We start from the raw sequence: 15183 nt of genomic DNA, 5'->3' as shown, positions 1-15183 counted from the left end.
CAATACCGCGAAAGGATTCTCCGATTTGGTGATGCAAGTCGCTTGCGCTTTGCACAACCTTCGTACTGACTTTCGCTATCTGCGATCCTTCTCCTATCAACTTAAAAATTATTTCCAATAATGTCTATTGAACAACCTGACACGCGTGACTTTGGAATTACACGGCGATATAGACGCGGCGGAACGATATGCGGATGAAGCCATCCGCGTATCACAGGAGGCAGGTATTGAATGGACAGTGGCGGTTGCCCATGAAATGAAAGGTCGTATCGCTGTCCACCGAAAGGATTATGAGGAAGCCCGCGCCTTAATTGAAAAAGCGCTCCAGGCTTACCATGAAATCGGCGCACATTTCAATGTGATCATTGCCAAAAGCGAATTGGCGCACATGGAGAGAGAATTGGGCAATTACGCAATAGCGCTGGACATCTATCGTGAAACCATCGTCGCTTTTCGTGATGTAGAGCAAATAGGCGCAATCGCGCATCAACTGGAATGTTTTGGCTTCATCGCCCTCGCGCAAAATCATCCCGAACACGCCCTGCAACTATTCGCTGCCGCGAACGCGCTCCGTGAAAAAGGCGGCACGCCCATGACACCCGATGAGCAGGTTTATTTCGATAGGCAGTTGAGGGACTTGCCCGCGCAGATGGATGACGCCGCTTTCGCACACTGGTGGACTGCCGGACGCGCCATGACGCTGGAGCAGGCGATTCAGTTGACGTTGAGTTGAAGAAGACAGGCAATGGCAATGATCCTCGAGACCCCACGCCTCACCCTCCGCCATCAAGTCCTTTCGGACTTGGATGACCTCTGGGCGTTGTATTGCGATCCTGAAATCACCAAATACATCCCCGATGCGCCGCGTTCGCGCCCAGAAGCGCAGGAAGAACTCGAATGGCACATGCACGGGCATCCCAAATATCCCGAACTGGGACTTTGGGCGACCATCCACAAAGAGACCGGCAAATTCATCGGTCGCTGTGGCTTGCTTCCGTGGACGATTGAAGGACAGCAGGAAGTAGAAGTGGCTTATACGTTGGCTCAAGACTATTGGGGGCAGGGGCTGACCACTGAAGTCGCCCGGGCTATCGTCGAATACGGCTTCGAGCGTTTGCGCTTGTCGCGGCTGATCTGTTTGATTGAACCGGAGAACATTGCCTCGCAAAGAGTCGCCGGTAAGATTGGCATGACCCTCGAAAAGAAAGTGGATGGCATCAATGGCGACAGTCTGCCAACGCTCATTTATTCGATAACCGGGGGAGTATGAGACTTGACCCTGCCTCTTCTCTTCGCCTTCTCTTTCGTCGTCGGCTTTGGGGCGGTGGTGACACCGGGGCCGGTATCCACGGCCATCGTCACCGAAAGCGCGCGACGAGGCTTCGTCGTCGGCCCGCTGTCACCTGTGGCGCGTATTTGATTTACCTCGGCGGGGTCTTCCTCTCGACTCCCTTCCGGTAAAACAAACTTCCCCGGTCGCCCGCCGCTGACGGGGGAACCAGGGAAGTTCATTTGGCATTAATGCGTTGAAGAAACTTACTCAGCGCACCAGGCCAGGCCAACCGTGCCAGGGCCGGTGTGCGTGCCAACCACCGGGCTGACTTCGGCCAGGACAGTCTCGATCGGCTTGAGCCGCTCAGAAGCATTGGCCAATAATTCTTTGGCTTCGGCCTCGGCGTTGGCGTGAAGAGTGGCCAGGCGGAGAGTCTTGCCGCCCACACGCTCGGCAATATTGTTGATCACGAACTCAATCGCTTTCTTCTTCGTCCGCACGCGCTCCAGCGGTTCAACCTTGCCGCCTCTGAGTTCCAGGACGGGCTTGACGTTCAAAGCGTTGCCGATGAACTTTTGCGCGCCGCCGATGCGCCCGCCGCGATGCAGATAGTCGAGCGTGTCCACGACAAAGATCACGCCGACCTTGTTCTTGTAGTCTTCGGCCAGCTTTTTCACCTCGGCCAGCGATTGGCCTGCGGCGGCGGCGCGGGCCGCGGCCAGGCAGATGAAGCCCATAGCCATGGCCGTCGTTTGCGAGTCGATCACCTCTACTTGCCCGCTCGGAAAATCAGCTTTGGCAACCATGGCCGAATTAAAGGTTTGCGACACGCCGCTGGAGATCACAATGGCCAGCACCGCATCGGCGTCTTTGAGGGCGTTGCTGAAAATCTCTTTGAATGCGCCCGGTGAAGCCTGAGACGACTTGGGGTTGACCTTATCAACTTTGAGCCGCTCGTAAAACTTGACCGGTGAGATATCCACGCCGTCTTGAAAAGTTTCGGTGCCCCAGATAAGTTGCTGGGGGGCCACGTGGATGCCGAACTGACTCACCAGGTTGGGGGGGATGTAAGCGGTGCTATCGGTGACAATGGCAATGCGGGTCATAGGGTTTCCTCCGTCTAATAACAACACCAGAATTCAGGGTAAGTTTCGGGTATTATAGGGGCAAGGCGTGTTATTTGCCGGGCGCACCTTGTGAGGTAGGATGCAGGGAGGCTGAAAGGAAAACAACCATGCTTCGAATCGTTCGTATTCTGGGCGCAGTAGCAACTTTGCTGATGTTGGCCTGGGGGCCGCCGGTTCTGGCCGATACGCCGACTCACCTGGTTCAACCGGGAGAGACTCTGTTTCGCATTGCGTTGAATCACGGTGTCACCGTTGATGCGCTCCGGGCGGCCAACGGCATTGTCGGCAACACGATCTACGCCGGGCAGGTGCTGGTTATTCCGAGCGCAGCGAGCGAAGCGAGTGGAGCGAGTGCCGCCGTGCCTGCGCCTGTGATCAGCCAGCCCGTTGCGCCTGCTCCCAGCGCCGGCGCGAGTAATGGCGTTCACACCGTCCAGCGCGGCGAGAATCTGTTTCGCATTGGCTTGAAGTACGGCGTGAGCGTGGCCGCGATTCAGGCGGCGAACGGCCTGGCGAATGTGACGATTTATGTCGGTCAGCAATTGACGATTCCGAGCGAAGCGAGCGTAGTGAGCACGGCAAGCGCTGCATCAACGCCTCCCACCGACACGACGGCGGCCCCGGCGCCACAAGCCCCGGCCGGGAATGGTCGGCGCTTCCTGATCGATCTTTCGGAGCAGATGTTATATGCCTACGAGGGCGATACGCTGGTTCGGTCAACCCTGGTATCCACCGGCTTGCCTCAGACGCCGACGGTGGTTGGCACGTTTTACATCTATTTGCGGTATAGGTCTCAGCGCATGATCGGCCCTGGCTACGACTTGCCCAGCGTTCCTTACGTGATGTATTTTTACAAGGGCTATGGCCTGCATGGAACTTACTGGCACAACAACTTTGGCGCGCCAATGAGTCACGGTTGCGTGAATATGCCCACCGCTGAGGCTGAATGGGCCTACAACTGGTCCAGCATCGGAACGCCGGTGACGGTGCAATACTGAGTTTGAGATGAAAACAAACAGCCCCATCAATTTTGATGGGGCTGTTTGTTTTGCGCTGTGGCACTATCTCAGCCATAACAGACAAGTCTGTTACAACTTAGCTGAAGAGGGGTGCCACAGCGCAGGATGTGCTACTTGTACTCATATTGACACCACCTCCTCCTTTCTAAAGGATTGCCTATTGTGATAAAAAATCCCCCCGAAGAATGGGCAGAGTATAGCACCCCTACCGGCGGGGCGCAAGCAGGATATTTGCCACTTCTCCTCGGGCGCGTGAGTGTAGCTTGTCAGGCGGGCGGGCCAATAGGATAACCGAACCGGGCCGCGTGGCTGTCGAGGCGTAGGCGTGCCCAGGAGCGGCCCAGAGACGTTTTCAGAGGCAGTGAAGCAAAGTCACTGCCTTTTTGTTTGCCACTGCCCGCCCTGGCCTTGCCCACGCGGGCCGGGGCGCTAGACCTGTCAAACTCGTGACATTTGCCTATAAACAAGTGAGGCCGTATTATGCTAATATCGGGCGTAACACAAACTTTGTCGCGGAGGGATAGAAGATGAAAAACAATCGCTTGCGGAATATCTTGATTGTCGTGTTAGTGGGCATTGTTGGCACTTGCATTTGTCTGGTGGCAACCGTAGCCACGAGGCCAAAAGGAACTTCAACGCCCCAAGTGGCACAAGTGGAACAAGTCGAGTCTGCGGTCGCAACCCAGGCGGCCCTCACAGAAGTGGCCCCAACCGATACCCCTCCCCCTACCAATACGCCCAGACCAACCGACCCACCGACCGAGACGCCGATTCCCACTAACACGCCAGAGCCAATTGTATTGAGCGGGAACGGCGATTCGATTGTGGATGCCGTCAACCCATTTGGAGCGGCGATTGTACACATTACAGGCAATGCGGGCGCGCATTTTTTTGCAGTAAAGAACTACAATGAGTCGGGAGACTCTATTGACTTGCTCGTTAACACAACAGACCCATACGACGGTGTGCGGCCACTAGACTTTCGGGACGGGCAAGCAACAACGCGGTTTGAAGTGACTGCAACGGGAGACTGGACAATTGAGATTTTGCCGCTGGCCTCTATGAGGGTGCTAACAGCGCCGGGTGTGTTCAACGGCAAAGGGGATGACGTAATCTTGGTCGAGGGCGGTGTACCCGACCTAGCGAAGATAAAGGGCAATGCAGGAGCGCGGTATTTTGGGGTACGGGCATGGAGCGACAGTGGAAGAGATTCGTTGGTCAATACGACTGATCCGTATGAGGGAACGCAGATTTTGCCTAGAAGTGATTTTTTGATATTAGAGATTCAAGCGGAAGGGGAATGGAGCATAGAGGTCACAACGAAGTAGACGCGCTATACTCGCTGTAATCTGCTTCGTCCCGCTTCCGTTTTTGTTGGCAGGCCAGTTTTCGAGGCGCATTATCAGGCAGTGGCATAGTCCACTGCCTTTTGTATCTTTGCTGGCCGGGGCGTTGGACTTCGGGCGGGAAAATGCCCCTTGACTTTTGGGGCTAAATCCTATAAGATTGATTATAGGCAATACAGAGACGATGAATCAAGAGCGGGCTGAGTGCTGTAACACCCAACCCGCAACGCTCAAAGTGACACGGGAGGTCACAATGAACACTCAGAATACTACCACCTTCAACCAAGCAATCAAAGTACAACCCGCCGAAGTCATTTACACCGTTGCCGACAAGCGCGGTAATCATCGCGTCACGGTGAGCGTGAAGGGCGCGTATGAGTGCAAGTGCCATAGCTTCACCCTTTACGGCGGCTGTGACCACGTGGAGGCCGTGCAAGCCGAGCGGAGGGCGCAAGGCCGGAAGTTCTAACAAGTCGGGGCGGCTGTCCAGCATGACCGGATAGCCGCCCTTCACTCTTTCAGAGAGATAACCATGAGCAAGAGTCTAACCGTCACCCAACCCAAAGCCGTCACCCAGGATGCTGATATTCTCGCCCTCGTGGGCGAGTGGCACGCGGCCCTTGACCTACAGGTAAGCGCGGGCGAATTGTCGCCCACGTCGGCAGAGACGTATAAGCGCGGCATGGGAAAATTCATCACATGGGCCGAGCGGCGAACGACCGTCACCGATGAAGCGATCCGCGAGTGGAAGGCGGCCCTACTCTCCGAAGGCCACAAGCCGGGCGCGGTGAATACCTGGCTGGCTGGAGTGCGGGCCTTCTTTGCGTGGGCTGTGGGGGCGCGGCGATTGATTCACAACCCGGCGGCGAGCGTGAAGGGCGCAAAGCGAACCGGCACGAGCAAGGCCCACAAGCGGGCCGCCCTGACCGATGCTGAGGTACTGCGGGTGCTGGCCGCCCCTGACCGTGACACCCCGGCGGGCAAGCGTGACGCGGCTATGCTTCACCTCATGGCCTACACCGGGGCGCGTAGTGTGGAAGTGCATCGCGCCGACGTGGGCGACGTGCGAACCGAAGGCGGGCGGCTGGTGCTGGCCGTGACGGGCAAGGGGCGGGCTGAGGCCGATGAATTGATTGTGATAGCTCACCCCGACGCTGAGGCGGCCTTGCACGATTGGCTATCTGCCAGAGGCAATGACCCGGCAGGGGGGCCGCTGTTTACTTCGCTTTCCAACCGGGCGCGAGATGAGCGGCTATCCTTGCGGGCCATTCGTGGCATTGTGAAGGCGGCATACAAGGCGGCGGGCGTGGTGGGCAAGAATAAGACAACCCACAGCCTACGCCACACGGCGATCACAACGGCAGTGAAGCGCGGCGCGCCCGTGCAAAAGGTGCAGGCGATGGCCCGGCACGCTAATATCTCAACGACGATGATTTACTACCACGAAACCGACCGGGTAGAGAATCCGGCTGAGGAGTACATACAGTACAACGGGAGCGGCGGCGGGATGCGCTGAGTCTGTTAGAATAAAAACGCCCCGCCGATGCTGATACATCGCGGGGCATGGCCGAGCCGATGCAAGCGGCTGGCAGTGCAAAGTATAGCATGATGCACAAGCCGCTTGCGCGATGGGCGCGGGCGGCTTTTTTGTTTTGGAGTGTGCAGGATGACATTATTATTCAAACCAATTGATGTTTTAGACGCCGCAATTGTTGACTTCTTTGACAGTTTCCACCGTCAAAACTTCTTTCTCTATGAGCGGCACACCCCCACACCTGCAAGTGTGGTCTACTCCCTGCATTACAATCACATGGGACAGGTCAGACTCAGCAAGCGCGATGATGTTTCTACTGAGTTTGTCATCATCGCGCGCGAAAAACAAGAATACGACTTGATGACCCCTGAACAAATGGCCGAGAAAGAGGGGATTTTCAAAGACAGCCCAGGCAAGCAATACACAACCGAAGAGGAGAGGCAGAAAGTCATCGCCGGGTGGACAAGCAGGATTGCTGACCATCGCAATTTGGCTGATACGTACGAGAACGCGAAAGCGGATTTGGTACAAACGCTGAAAGAAAAAAGACTATGGGTAGAGCAACCGACGGCGAGCGGTGCGAGTGTGGCGTGGGAGCATAGCGGGGAAACTATCATTGACACGCCCACGAGCGGCTCTGTTACCAGACTCGACAACGGGCGGCTTATTCAGTCAAAAGAGATTACTCTGCCCCTTTCAAGCACAGAGCAACAGACGGCGACCGGCACGGGTGAAAATGGACAAACGAATTTACAAACGCTTACTCTGTATCTTGACACAGATGAACAAGGCTTTGAGAATGAACTGCGAACGTTTATTGATAAATATAACGATAAATACCTGCCACAAGACTATGTGTCAAGAATAAATGTAACCAGTGATCCGTTTGCGGCAATTGTACCTAAGCCAGTTGTGGGTAAAGTATGGGCGCTGATGTTTCTAGCCCGTGTTGGCAAAATTGATAATCCCACAATGAAGATGGGCCTGACCTTAGTTGAGTTTCACGGGCACTATGTGGGCGGCAAGTACCCCCTCTCAGTAAAAGCATTCCTGTCTTCTTATCACCTCACTGCATTTTCATATGACCCCAAGCCGTTCGTTGACGCTTTTTTTGCGCGCTGTAGAGAGATTTGGAAATGCACAGACGAGGCATCTGCCACCATTGAAGGCAATGGCGGAAAAGTAAAGCCGAAGAGCAACACAAAATCAACACAGCCGAAACTCAAGGAATGGGAGTTCGTGCGCGACAATCTGAAAGCCAAGCCGAGGATTGCCGGATGTACTGAATATCAAACGATGGTTGATATGTATTTTGACGAACACACTACGCCAGACATTGCGCCCAAAGTGCATCTCCAACCGGGAAGAGTGGACAACCTTTTTTCTGAATGGCGACGTAATTACCGCATGCCGACAAGACGCAATCTCAAAATAATGAAACGTAAGACGTGAGAAAAAGTCGTTAGACTCGTGAGATTGCCTACGTGAGAGTTTTTCTGATAAAAAGGGACTGCAAAAGAAATGCAGTCCCTTTTTTGATTCGCGGAGGAATGATGCTGACCCGGATGAAGCTTTTTTTGTCACTGACTGAGTATGACGCGCTTGGAAAGCTGGCCGCCTTAGAGTTGCGCGGCCCTGCTGACGAAGTGCGTCATATTTTGCGGCAAGAGCTAGAACGGCGCGGCCTCTTGCCCGCCGACTCGAAAGCGAAGCAGGCCGAGGGCGAACCGGCGGAGGCCGCGAATGTCCAAGCCGCTTAATCCTGCTCCTCTCACATGCCCGCCCGACCCCGAACGCGAGCGGCTAGTTCATGCGCTTCTCGCGGTTGCTTATCGGTTTGCGCTGGCCCAGGGTGTTCCTGCGCGCCTGCCCTCGCCCACTGCCGACGCTGGCCGGGCTGAGGCTGAAAAAAGCCCGGAGGCGGCCCATGAATAACGCGCCCTCGACAACATGGCAACACCTGGCCGCCCTCGCCGAGCGAGCGGCGGCGCTGGCCGAGTCCGATCCGAATCAGGAGCGGCGCAAACGTCACCGGCGCTTGTTTCGGTATCTTACTCAACGAATCGCCCGCGCAATTCTCCGAGAGGTGGGGCGTTGAAAGTATACAACCCGCCTCCTCCCGAAGTCCCCGACGATATGCCCGCAGTGAACACGCGGCCCACCGGCGCGAACATCATTGCCCGGCAACTGCTTAGGTTGCCAGTCTCACCGGCTGAGATTGCCTCGCTCGACTCGACTCCCGTCAACTGGCACTTTTACGCCGATGAACTTTCACGCGCTAACGGCAACGCGGCCCAAACGCTTGACCGTCTTCTGACAAGCGAATCTCACGCCGATTTGATTCGGCGCGAAGTGGACACCGAACGCGCGAAGCTACGCCCGGCGGGTGACTCGTTTTTGGCGTGGGCCTTGCGCTATGCGGCGATGGGCTGGCATGTGTTCCCCCTTCGGCCAAAGACGAAAGACCCCATCACGACTCACGGCTTCAAAGACGCCACAACTGACCCGGCGAAGATTCGCCAGTGGTGGACACACTGGCCCACTGCAAATATCGGGCTGGCTTGTGGCCTGTCGGGGCTGGCCGTCATTGACCCCGACGGTGACGAAGGCCGCGCAACGTGGGAGCGACTGAAGGCCGAGCATGGCATAGTTGAAAGCCCTCTTACGTCCATCACCCCCGGCAAGATTGAAGATGGTCAATGGACAGGGCCGGGCTGTCACCTGATTTATCAGGGCAATTGCAAAAGCAAAAACGACGCGCTGGGTGCTAAGGTGGACACAAAAAGCGACGGCGGCTATATCGTCTTACCGCCTTCAGTTCATCCTGACCATCCCGAGGGGCCGCCCTACCAATGGGCAGACGAATCGCAATTGACCATCGCCCCGCCCTCACTCCCACCCATCATTGCCGAGTTGATCGCCCAAGCTGATCAGCCTGTAGACCCCTGGCAAATTTTCACCCTGGCCGATGCGTACACGCCCCGCCCGCCCGTCAAAATGATTTTAGACGGCGTCATTGGCGAAGGCACTTTGAACATTGTTTACGGCGCGCCTGGCACACTCAAGAGCATGGAATTGGCTGATTTAGCTGTGAGCGTGGCGGCGGGTAAATCCTTTCTACCCCGACCCAACCAACCCGGCACGGGCATTGCCACTACACAGGGCGCGGTGCTGTGGCTCGACTTCGACAATGGGCAAAGACGGACTCATGAGCGTTTCGCGGCCCTGGCCCGTGCAAGGGAACTGCCGGAGTCTGTGCCGGTTTACTATGTCTCAATGCCCGAAACATGGCTTGACGCCGGCAATACTCAAGATATGCAAGACTTGGCCGGGCGCGTGCAATCGTTGGGCGTGCGACTCGTCATCATTGACAACCTCACCGAAGTATCCGGCGATGCTAATCAGAACTCTGATGATATGAAAGTGCCAATGGCGGGCCTCCGTTGGCTGTCAGAGACAACGGGCGCGGCGGTGATTGTGATCCATCACGAGCGCAAGGCTGGGCCGATGGGCGATAAGCGGCAAGGCGAAACTTTGCGCGGGTTTAGTGGCATCGAAGCAAAGGCCGATCTGATTCTGCTGGCAAAGCGTGACGATCTGATCGTCACCCTCACTCCGACGAAAGAACGCGGCGCGAGCGTGAAGCCCATCGCGGCAAAGTTTGCCTATGAGGATGACGCCAATCACGAATTAGTTACGGCGCGGTTTTGGGCGGCGGATGTTACCGACGTGAAGGCGGCGGCCAAAGATGAGACTATCGCCAAAATCAAAGCGGCCCTCGCGGGCAGTGACAAGCCTTTGAGTAAAAATGCCCTCGCCAACCTTGCCGGAGTGAGACGCCAAACGTTTGACGCCGTGCTATCCGAGATGCTTTTAGCCGGGCAGGTATACATGAGCGACGGGCCACGCGGGAGCCACCTTTTTAGCTTGCCAAAGGGGGGGGAATAGTGACTGTTTCCCGTGTTTCCCACTGTTTCCCGGAAGCAGTTATTTTGACTGTTTCCCGTTTCCCCCCCCTTAAGGGGGAAACAGTCGAAACGGGAAGCGGTCATAGTGAAAGTGGCTTACCCTCGGGAAACAGTCGAAAGGGCAAAACCTATGGCGCAATCTAACCTATCCCGTGCTATGGCCTATCTCGAAAAACTCCCTCCGGCGATCAGCGGGAGCGGCGGCCATGACGCGACTCTCCGGGCCGCGTGTGAGTGCTTCCGCTTTGGCCTATCCACCGCCGAGGCGTTGGACGCCATGCGCTGGTACAACGCCAACCGTTGTAAACCGGCCTGGACTGAAAAAGAACTGGCCCACAAACTGGCCGACGCTGAAAAGATGACGACGAGCGAGTTTGGCAAGCGAGTCGAGGGGCGCAACTTCAGCAAGCGCAAGAGTCGGACGTTTCAACCCCCGCGAGCTATCACGCAGTTTGCCCCGCCCCAACCGGCGCGGCATGGCGCATTATCGCCAATGCCCACGCCCGACGATGACACCGGCGATCCGTTTGCTGGTAATCCATTCGACCCCCAGGGCGGATTACCGCCAATCGTTACCGCCGATGCGCCGATTACATCCGCCCTGATTGCCGAGCGCGGTTTGGTGGTAACGGCCCGTGATGGTAATCGCCTGACTTTGGCGGCAATCCCGCAAGGCGGGACTAACGCAGGCGAGTCGCTATTCGACAAGCTCACGTCGCAACCTGATCCGATTGACCGTTCGCAGTGGCCCGCCCTGGCCCAGGCACTCGCGGCGGCGGCTATTCGTGAGCATCGTTACGGTGACGGCTGGCCGCTGGCCGAGGCCGAAGATTGGCGGCAATGGGCGGCGAAGTTTGGGCCACTGCCGGAGTTACCGCCAATGATTGCAACGGCCTTACCGCCAATTGGCGGTAACGAGCAAAGCCAAACTTACCAGAGCTAAGGACGTTATGAAGCATTGCAAAGCAATCAAAAAGGATGGGCAACGATGCACAACCAAAGCCGGGCCGGATGGGTACTGTACTTTCCACTCCCCGGCGCATGGTAGAGCGCGGGCCGAGGGCCGCAAGCGCGGCGGTGAACGTCACCGAACGCCACATGGCGCAACCGACCCGGCAACGTTACCGCCAAAAGTGCGAACGCTTGACGATGTGTTGGCGGTACTGGATTACGCCCTGGCCGAGGCCATGCCGCTTGAAAATTCAGTGCAACGCGGGCGGTTGATTGTCGGCATTGCTCACGCCTTCGTTGAGGCGATAAAGACTGGCGAGCTAGAGGAGCGACTCGCGGCCATTGAAGCCGCGTTGAAGATTGGAGATGCAAAAAATGAGTCTACAAACGCGGCTTGACAATGCAGAGGCCGAACTCAAAGCGCGACTTGTGGCCGAGATTGAAGCGGCGGTGACAGCCCTTGCTCAGTGGGTTGCCGCCAACACCACTCAGACAGAGTTGGCCGCATGTGGCCGGGCGGCTGGACTTCGGCGGGGCGGGCTGGGCGAACCCCAGCCGGGCGACAAAGAGACATTTGAGGCGCTAAAGGCGCGAATGCCCCAAGAGTTGGTTGATAGATGCGAAGCGGCTTACGCTGATTTGTCGCCTGCGCTAAAGGCACACTTTGAGGAAATCACTGACAAGCTCAATGGATTGGAACTGCTACCCGGATAGCACTTAGAACCTTACCAACAGAATAGCGGGCGCGGAAGTTGCGCGAGCGCGGCGATGGGTTAGAATACGGCGCATGTCCAACAAGCGATACTACTACGTTGACGAAACCGGCCAAGACACAAAGGGCCAATTGTTCATCGTGGCGGTAGTCGTAGCCGGGCAATACCTTGAAGACTGGCGTAAGGCTTGCGAAGAGATTGAGAAACAATCGCGGCGGGGCAGGCGAAAATGGATGCGGACGACTCCTGACCGGCGTTTGGTCTATATCCGGTTGGCGTTGCAGAAGCCATTGTTTGCCGGGCGATTGACGTTTGCCCGGCACGCCGATAGCCGGGATTACGACAGCCTCACAACTCAAACTATTGCCCTGGCTGTGAAGCAAACCGGCAATGAGAGCCATAACGTGATTGTCGTAGACGCTTTGCCTAAAGAGCAATGGCAAGACTACAGCCGCCGAATACGGCGCTGGGGGGCAAAGGTGGAAAAGGTGCGCGGGGTGAGGCGTGAAGAGAATGACGCCCTGATCCGGCTGGCCGATGCGGTTTGCGGATTTGTGAGAGAGGCCCACGAAGGGCGGGCGGAGATGAAAGCCTTGTTTGACGCGGCGCTTGAACAGGGGATTATCAGGGACTTGGGGCGTTAAACGAGAAGCCCCCTTGATTAGGGGGGGACAAACCTAATCCCTCTTGTTAGAGGGAATCCGACCTATACGGGACGTTTGCGGCTGTCACACTTCTCACCCATATTGTAACACGGCTGTCAATCGGGGAGAAGCGGCGGCGGGAGTCATCTATGGCAGAGACTTGGATAACGACGAAACAGGCCGCCGAACTGAGCGGGTATCATCCCGAACACTTGCGGGAATTGATACGAGGGGGCAAGGTCAAAGCACGGAAGTTTGGAATCGTCTGGCAAGTTGACCGGGCGAGTCTACTGGCTTATCTTCGCAAGGTTGAAAAACTAGGAGCAAAAAGAGGGCGAAAAAAGTAAGGTTTGACTTTTCAGGAGATGGGCTTATAATCCTGTTAGTTACAAGATTTATAACCCTATAAGCGGGGCCGCGCAGTGTGCAACCACTTCACGACCCCTAACCCCACCCACCGTGTACGCGGCGGGCAAGGCTCACCCGATTTTACCAGAGACGGGCGGCTTGCCAGAGCAACGGCGGGCCGCCCGTTTTTTGATTCATGGGCCGGGGGGTGTTCGGTGCGTACACACCGGCACACCCCGCCCACCACGGAGTCGGACATGATGACCCCAACCCAACAGGCGAACCTAGACCGCATGGCGCGCGAGTTGTACGACCGTCGGCGTCTCTGCCCGTCATGCAAGGGCGCTGTATCACTGGCGAATGAACTTCAAGGAGCGTGTCCACATTGCGGCGGCCTGCTTCTGGCCGGGCCACTCTTTGACCCGGCGCAAATGCTGGCAACGTTGCAATGGCGGCGGGTGGAGTTGGGGCTATCAGTAGATGCGGCATAGCGGGGAGCGAACACCCCGATAACAATCATCACATGGGCAACAGGCCCAACCCCGCCCAGAGCGTCGCGGGGACACTATCGGCACAGACCGAAAGGAGACCAACTTATGAAACCACCTGAAAAATTTACTCGCATCATTGGCCGCAAGCGGTACAGCGTGAAGACCGCGACTCTTATCGCCGGAGATGACTACTGGGACGGCCACAACTTCGAGCGGCACGGGCGCAACACCTTCTTGTATCGCACTCCCAACGGCGCATACTTCACCGTCACCCTCAGTCAGTGGCAAGGTGAGGGGAGTAGCCTTGACCCGGTGACGCTTGAAGAGGCAATCGCGCTGTACGAAGGCAACTTGTCAGAGCATGAGGTGAACTACGCCGAAGCCTTCCCCGGCGTGGAAGTGAGCGACGCATAAAGAGCGAACGCCCGGTATAGGGCCGAGCGTTCGCAGTAGCAAGGGGAACTCGCAAAAGCGCCCCGCTATGCCAAGATTTTACTACATCCATCACGAAAGGAACTTTGAACCATGACAACCATCTCAAAAGCAATGCAAGAGAATCAACACCACGCCCTCAAAGGGCTGGCAATCGTCCTCAGCCTCATTGTCTACCTGGCCGGGTTAGTGTATGCCGCCGTGAGGAGCTACAGCCTCTTTGCGGCCACGATTGACCCAGCGCTGTTGCCCCTGGCCGTTATCGGCATTGTGGCCCTAGAGCTAACTGCAATCGCCCTGCCTCTGGCGATTCACTTCTGGACACAACCGGGAGCGCAACGCATGACGGCGATTGCCTTCTACCTGCTTGACCTGACCCTGATTGCCTTCAATGCCGTCTTGGACGCTGGCCGCCACAGTCAAACAATCCTGCCGGGCTTCCTGACCAACTACGGCATATACATCCTGCCGGCCTTGCCCCTGTTGTGTATGGTGGGTTGGAGTCTGTTGTGGCTACTTGACCCGTCAAGCCGCGAGCGTGACATGAGGGAAAGCGTGAAGGCGGCGACTCATGCGGCGCTGTTGTCGCAAATTCAGAAGGCGACGGAACAGGCCGATGTGACGCAAGCGGTAGAGGAGGCGGCCAACGAAGCGGCGCGGGCGCTGGTAGGTGAGACCTTAGGCAATGCGCCCCGGCGAAGCGTAAGCGCGAGCGAAGCGGCGCGGCCTGCCCATCCGCAAGGACGGCCCACGCTGGCAGGCACAGCCCGCCAAACAGCGGCGACGGTGAACTACAACGCCGAAGCTGAGGAAGTGCCAACCGTGAAGCCGAGTCGCAATGGACACAAGCCGCCGAAAGTTATCGTCCCAAAATAACGACTATCGCCCCCGCTGAGTGGCGAATCGAAGTCACACACGGGGGCAAGTATTGGACATGGCGCAAAGGGAGCAAGGCGGGCCGGCTATGCGCTTACGGCGGGAAGTTTGGATTACTCAGCAACGAAAGGAAGGCACAGTATGAAGTCAACAAAGCAAGGCGAAACAGGGGGCAAGCGCAAGCCGACACCCATCACCCCGGCCCAGGCACTGGACATGCTTCAATCGGCGCTGAGGTATTGCCAGCAAAGCGGGCTGTCAGTGGAGTGCAAGAGCGATGACGCGCTGGCCGGCTTGGTCATCTATCTGCCCACTGCGAAGGCAGAGACAACCCCAGCGGGCTTGCGGTTTGCGCTGGCAGGTGAAAGCTAATCATCTGGCGAACTGCCCATCACGCGGGGCGGCGCGCAAGCGGGCGGCGCGTGGTGGGCAGTGGCGAGCGGAATAGCTCACAACGAAGG

The 15183-nt window shown here is 57.0% G+C and carries 22 protein-coding genes; 21 read left to right on the top strand and 1 reads right to left on the bottom strand.

From position 1 onward, the window contains the following. Window positions 1-127: 127 nt before the first annotated feature. Genes HYZ49_08650 through HYZ49_08640 form a run of 3 tightly spaced genes read left to right on the top strand, consistent with a single transcriptional unit; the run spans window position 128 to window position 1420 of the window. Window positions 128-733 carry a tetratricopeptide repeat protein gene (locus HYZ49_08650; GenBank protein MBI3242347.1) on the top strand — a complete coding sequence of 202 codons (606 nt, stop codon included), beginning with the start codon at window positions 128-130 and terminating at the stop codon, window positions 731-733. A gap of 18 nt (window positions 734-751) precedes the next feature. Then, entirely contained in the window at window positions 752-1270 is a 519-nt protein-coding gene (locus HYZ49_08645) for a GNAT family N-acetyltransferase (GenBank protein MBI3242346.1), read from the top strand. A gap of 3 nt (window positions 1271-1273) precedes the next feature. Beyond that, window positions 1274-1420 carry a hypothetical protein gene (locus tag HYZ49_08640; GenBank protein ID MBI3242345.1) on the top strand — a complete coding sequence of 49 codons (147 nt, stop codon included), beginning with the start codon at window positions 1274-1276 and terminating at the stop codon, window positions 1418-1420. Window positions 1421-1536: 116 nt separating this feature from the next. Here the strand turns inward: HYZ49_08640 and HYZ49_08635 are convergent, their stop codons facing one another. Further along, complete coding sequence (locus tag HYZ49_08635) at window positions 1537-2379, bottom strand: DegV family protein (protein ID MBI3242344.1); 843 nt, start codon at window positions 2377-2379, stop codon at window positions 1537-1539. A gap of 128 nt (window positions 2380-2507) precedes the next feature. Between HYZ49_08635 and HYZ49_08630 the strand changes: the two genes are divergently transcribed. From HYZ49_08630 to HYZ49_08545, 18 genes are all read left to right on the top strand, one after another. Further along, entirely contained in the window at window positions 2508-3398 is an 891-nt protein-coding gene (locus HYZ49_08630) for a LysM peptidoglycan-binding domain-containing protein (protein MBI3242343.1), read from the top strand. A gap of 548 nt (window positions 3399-3946) precedes the next feature. Further along, on the top strand, window positions 3947-4747 hold the full coding sequence (locus HYZ49_08625) for a hypothetical protein (GenBank protein MBI3242342.1): 801 nt from the start codon (window positions 3947-3949) through the stop codon (window positions 4745-4747). A 271-nt stretch (window positions 4748-5018) separates the two neighbouring features. Continuing rightward, window positions 5019-5234 carry a hypothetical protein gene (locus HYZ49_08620; protein MBI3242341.1) on the top strand — a complete coding sequence of 72 codons (216 nt, stop codon included), beginning with the start codon at window positions 5019-5021 and terminating at the stop codon, window positions 5232-5234. A 63-nt stretch (window positions 5235-5297) separates the two neighbouring features. Further along, window positions 5298-6281, top strand: a complete 984-nt coding sequence (locus tag HYZ49_08615; GenBank protein ID MBI3242340.1) for a tyrosine-type recombinase/integrase — start codon at window positions 5298-5300, stop codon at window positions 6279-6281. A 150-nt stretch (window positions 6282-6431) separates the two neighbouring features. Further along, complete coding sequence (locus HYZ49_08610; protein MBI3242339.1) at window positions 6432-7751, top strand: hypothetical protein; 1320 nt, start codon at window positions 6432-6434, stop codon at window positions 7749-7751. Window positions 7752-7864: 113 nt separating this feature from the next. Next, a complete protein-coding gene (locus HYZ49_08605; GenBank protein ID MBI3242338.1) occupies window positions 7865-8059 on the top strand; it encodes a hypothetical protein in 195 nt (64 codons plus the stop codon). Further along, a complete protein-coding gene (locus HYZ49_08600) occupies window positions 8043-8234 on the top strand; it encodes a hypothetical protein (GenBank protein ID MBI3242337.1) in 192 nt (63 codons plus the stop codon). The genes HYZ49_08605 and HYZ49_08600 overlap by 17 nt, the downstream gene beginning before the upstream one ends. Next, window positions 8227-8397, top strand: a complete 171-nt coding sequence (locus tag HYZ49_08595; GenBank protein ID MBI3242336.1) for a hypothetical protein — start codon at window positions 8227-8229, stop codon at window positions 8395-8397. The genes HYZ49_08600 and HYZ49_08595 overlap by 8 nt, the downstream gene beginning before the upstream one ends. Next, on the top strand, window positions 8394-10247 hold the full coding sequence (locus HYZ49_08590; GenBank protein ID MBI3242335.1) for a bifunctional DNA primase/polymerase: 1854 nt from the start codon (window positions 8394-8396) through the stop codon (window positions 10245-10247). Before HYZ49_08595 ends, HYZ49_08590 begins: the two co-directional genes overlap by 4 nt. 150 nt (window positions 10248-10397) lie before the next feature. Then, window positions 10398-11210: a hypothetical protein gene (locus HYZ49_08585; GenBank protein MBI3242334.1), complete on the top strand. Its 813-nt coding sequence runs from the start codon at window positions 10398-10400 to the stop codon at window positions 11208-11210. Between the two features lie 7 nt (window positions 11211-11217). Continuing rightward, window positions 11218-11616: a hypothetical protein gene (locus tag HYZ49_08580; GenBank protein MBI3242333.1), complete on the top strand. Its 399-nt coding sequence runs from the start codon at window positions 11218-11220 to the stop codon at window positions 11614-11616. Next, on the top strand, window positions 11594-11932 hold the full coding sequence (locus tag HYZ49_08575; GenBank protein ID MBI3242332.1) for a hypothetical protein: 339 nt from the start codon (window positions 11594-11596) through the stop codon (window positions 11930-11932). Before HYZ49_08580 ends, HYZ49_08575 begins: the two co-directional genes overlap by 23 nt. Window positions 11933-12005: 73 nt before the next feature. Beyond that, complete coding sequence (locus HYZ49_08570) at window positions 12006-12575, top strand: DUF3800 domain-containing protein (protein MBI3242331.1); 570 nt, start codon at window positions 12006-12008, stop codon at window positions 12573-12575. Between the two features lie 149 nt (window positions 12576-12724). Continuing rightward, on the top strand, window positions 12725-12922 hold the full coding sequence (locus HYZ49_08565) for a helix-turn-helix domain-containing protein (GenBank protein ID MBI3242330.1): 198 nt from the start codon (window positions 12725-12727) through the stop codon (window positions 12920-12922). A gap of 258 nt (window positions 12923-13180) precedes the next feature. After that, window positions 13181-13414: a hypothetical protein gene (locus HYZ49_08560; GenBank protein MBI3242329.1), complete on the top strand. Its 234-nt coding sequence runs from the start codon at window positions 13181-13183 to the stop codon at window positions 13412-13414. A 105-nt stretch (window positions 13415-13519) separates the two neighbouring features. Continuing rightward, window positions 13520-13828, top strand: coding sequence for a hypothetical protein (locus tag HYZ49_08555; GenBank protein MBI3242328.1), 309 nt, complete (start codon window positions 13520-13522; stop codon window positions 13826-13828). A 111-nt stretch (window positions 13829-13939) separates the two neighbouring features. After that, entirely contained in the window at window positions 13940-14722 is a 783-nt protein-coding gene (locus tag HYZ49_08550) for a hypothetical protein (GenBank protein ID MBI3242327.1), read from the top strand. 141 nt (window positions 14723-14863) lie between these two features. After that, window positions 14864-15094 carry a hypothetical protein gene (locus HYZ49_08545; GenBank protein MBI3242326.1) on the top strand — a complete coding sequence of 77 codons (231 nt, stop codon included), beginning with the start codon at window positions 14864-14866 and terminating at the stop codon, window positions 15092-15094. The last annotated feature ends 89 nt before the right edge of the window (window positions 15095-15183 follow it).

The organism is Chloroflexota bacterium, assembly GCA_016197225.1.
Lineage (GTDB): Bacteria > Chloroflexota > Anaerolineae > Anaerolineales > VGOW01 > VGOW01.
The sequence above is the reverse complement of the archived record's forward strand: the minus strand, read 5'-3'. Positions and strand labels throughout refer to the sequence as shown.

Coding starts and splice junctions, on each gene's coding strand:
- HYZ49_08645 (MBI3242346.1), top strand. CDS start 752: ATGATCCTCGAGACCCCACGCCTCACCCTCCGCCATCAAGTCCTTTCG.
- HYZ49_08635 (MBI3242344.1), bottom strand. CDS start 2,379: ATGACCCGCATTGCCATTGTCACCGATAGCACCGCTTACATCCCCCCC.
- HYZ49_08630 (MBI3242343.1), top strand. CDS start 2,508: ATGCTTCGAATCGTTCGTATTCTGGGCGCAGTAGCAACTTTGCTGATG.
- HYZ49_08625 (MBI3242342.1), top strand. CDS start 3,947: ATGAAAAACAATCGCTTGCGGAATATCTTGATTGTCGTGTTAGTGGGC.
- HYZ49_08620 (MBI3242341.1), top strand. CDS start 5,019: ATGAACACTCAGAATACTACCACCTTCAACCAAGCAATCAAAGTACAA.
- HYZ49_08615 (MBI3242340.1), top strand. CDS start 5,298: ATGAGCAAGAGTCTAACCGTCACCCAACCCAAAGCCGTCACCCAGGAT.
- HYZ49_08610 (MBI3242339.1), top strand. CDS start 6,432: ATGACATTATTATTCAAACCAATTGATGTTTTAGACGCCGCAATTGTT.
- HYZ49_08605 (MBI3242338.1), top strand. CDS start 7,865: ATGAAGCTTTTTTTGTCACTGACTGAGTATGACGCGCTTGGAAAGCTG.
- HYZ49_08600 (MBI3242337.1), top strand. CDS start 8,043: ATGTCCAAGCCGCTTAATCCTGCTCCTCTCACATGCCCGCCCGACCCC.
- HYZ49_08595 (MBI3242336.1), top strand. CDS start 8,227: ATGAATAACGCGCCCTCGACAACATGGCAACACCTGGCCGCCCTCGCC.
- HYZ49_08585 (MBI3242334.1), top strand. CDS start 10,398: ATGGCGCAATCTAACCTATCCCGTGCTATGGCCTATCTCGAAAAACTC.
- HYZ49_08580 (MBI3242333.1), top strand. CDS start 11,218: ATGAAGCATTGCAAAGCAATCAAAAAGGATGGGCAACGATGCACAACC.
- HYZ49_08575 (MBI3242332.1), top strand. CDS start 11,594: ATGAGTCTACAAACGCGGCTTGACAATGCAGAGGCCGAACTCAAAGCG.
- HYZ49_08570 (MBI3242331.1), top strand. CDS start 12,006: ATGTCCAACAAGCGATACTACTACGTTGACGAAACCGGCCAAGACACA.
- HYZ49_08565 (MBI3242330.1), top strand. CDS start 12,725: ATGGCAGAGACTTGGATAACGACGAAACAGGCCGCCGAACTGAGCGGG.
- HYZ49_08560 (MBI3242329.1), top strand. CDS start 13,181: ATGATGACCCCAACCCAACAGGCGAACCTAGACCGCATGGCGCGCGAG.
- HYZ49_08555 (MBI3242328.1), top strand. CDS start 13,520: ATGAAACCACCTGAAAAATTTACTCGCATCATTGGCCGCAAGCGGTAC.
- HYZ49_08550 (MBI3242327.1), top strand. CDS start 13,940: ATGACAACCATCTCAAAAGCAATGCAAGAGAATCAACACCACGCCCTC.
- HYZ49_08545 (MBI3242326.1), top strand. CDS start 14,864: ATGAAGTCAACAAAGCAAGGCGAAACAGGGGGCAAGCGCAAGCCGACA.